The sequence below is a fragment of the Pseudomonas edaphica genome (genome assembly GCF_005863185.1).
GTDB classification, from domain to species: domain Bacteria; phylum Pseudomonadota; class Gammaproteobacteria; order Pseudomonadales; family Pseudomonadaceae; genus Aquipseudomonas; species Aquipseudomonas edaphica.
Window position 1 is genome coordinate 1 of record NZ_VBVZ01000908.1, and the last position, 1,739, is coordinate 1,739.

The following is a 1,739-nucleotide window of genomic DNA, read 5'->3' on the forward strand; positions in this document are numbered from 1 at the left end:
CGCATGTACTCGCGCTACGCCGAGCGACGTGGCTGGCGGGTCGAGATTTTGTCCGAGAATGAAGGTGAGCACGGCGGCTATAAAGAAGTCATCGCCCGGGTCGAAGGTGACAACGTCTACGGCAAGCTTAAATTCGAGTCCGGCGCGCACCGCGTGCAGCGGGTTCCGGCGACTGAATCCCAGGGCCGTATCCACACCTCGGCGTGCACCGTGGCCGTGTTGCCCGAACCGGACGAGCAGGAAGCCATTGAGATCAACCCGGCGGACTTGCGTGTCGACACCTACCGTTCGTCGGGCGCCGGTGGTCAGCACGTGAACAAGACCGACTCGGCGATCCGGATCACCCACTTGCCGTCGGGCATCGTGGTCGAATGCCAGGAAGAGCGTTCCCAGCACAAAAACCGTGCGCGGGCCATGTCCTGGCTGTCGGCCAAGCTCAACGACCAGCAGACCAGCGCCGCCGCCAACGCGATTGCCAGCGAGCGCAAGCTGCTGGTGGGCTCGGGCGACCGCTCCGAACGCATCCGCACCTACAACTTCGCCCAGGGCCGGGTCACCGACCACCGGGTCAACCTCACGCTTTACTCCCTCGACGAAATTCTCGCCGGCGGCGTTGATGCGGTGATCGAGCCTTTGCTGGCCGAATACCAGGCCGATCAATTGGCGGCGATAGGTGAATAAATGACCATTATTGCCAGCCTCCTGCGCGCCGCTGACCTGCCTGACTCGCCCACCGCGCGTCTGGATGTGGAACTGTTACTGGCCGCTGCCTTGGGCAAATCGCGCAGCTACTTGCACACCTGGCCGGAAAAAATCGTCAGCAGCGAAGATGCGCTGACCTTTGCCGATTACCTGCAGCGTCGCCGCACGGGTGAGCCGGTGGCCTACATCCTCGGTCAGCAGGGTTTCTGGAAGCTCGACCTGGAGGTCGCGCCGCACACGCTGATCCCGCGCCCGGAAACCGAGCTGCTGGTGGAAGCCGCACTTGAATTGTTGCCGGCGACGCCTGCCAAGGTCCTCGACCTGGGCACCGGCAGCGGCGCGATCGCCCTGGCCCTGGCCAGCGAACGCCCGGCCTGGCAGGTCACTGCCGTTGACCGTGTGCTCGAAGCCGTGGCCCTGGCCGAACGCAACCGCCAGCGCCTGCACCTGAAGAACGCCACGGTGTTGAACAGCCATTGGTTCAGCGCGCTGCAAGGCCAGCGCTTCGATTTGATCATCAGCAACCCCCCTTACATTGCCGATAATGATCCGCACCTGGTGGCAGGCGATGTGCGCTTTGAACCGGCCAGCGCCTTGGTGGCGGGCCATGATGGGCTGGACGATCTGCGGTTGATCATCGCCCAGGCCCCAGCCCACTTGAATACCGGTGGCTGGCTGCTGCTCGAACACGGTTACGACCAAGCTGCGGCGGTACGTGATTTGTTGTCGGGTGAGGGCTTTGAAGAGGTCCACAGCCGCATCGACCTCGGCGGCCACGAACGCATCACGTTGGGGCGCCGCCCGTGCTGACCGACCAGGAGCTGTTGCGCTATAGCCGACAGATTCTGTTGCAACATGTCGACATCGAAGGCCAGCTGCGTCTTAAAAACGGCCATGCGCTGATTGTCGGCCTCGGCGGCTTGGGTGCGCCAGTCGCGTTGTACCTGGCCGCTGCCGGCGTGGGCGAGTTGCACCTGGCAGACTTCGACACTGTCGACCTGACCAACCTGCAACGACAGATCATCCACGACACCGAC

The 1,739-nt window shown here is 63.5% G+C and carries 3 protein-coding genes; all 3 read left to right on the forward strand.

The genetic code is table 11. From position 1 onward, the window contains the following. Window positions 1-681, forward strand: a 681-nt coding sequence (locus FEM54_RS31965; protein WP_138454212.1) for a peptide chain release factor 1, incomplete at its 5' end; no start/stop codon positions are given. Continuing rightward, on the forward strand, window positions 682-1,512 hold the full coding sequence (gene prmC / locus FEM54_RS31970) for a peptide chain release factor N(5)-glutamine methyltransferase (RefSeq protein ID WP_138454213.1): 831 nt from the start codon (window positions 682-684) through the stop codon (window positions 1,510-1,512). Next, window positions 1,506-1,739: ThiF family adenylyltransferase (locus FEM54_RS31975; RefSeq protein ID WP_171045961.1), on the forward strand; the 234-nt coding region annotated here is incomplete at its 3' end. The genes prmC and FEM54_RS31975, both read left to right, overlap by 7 nt.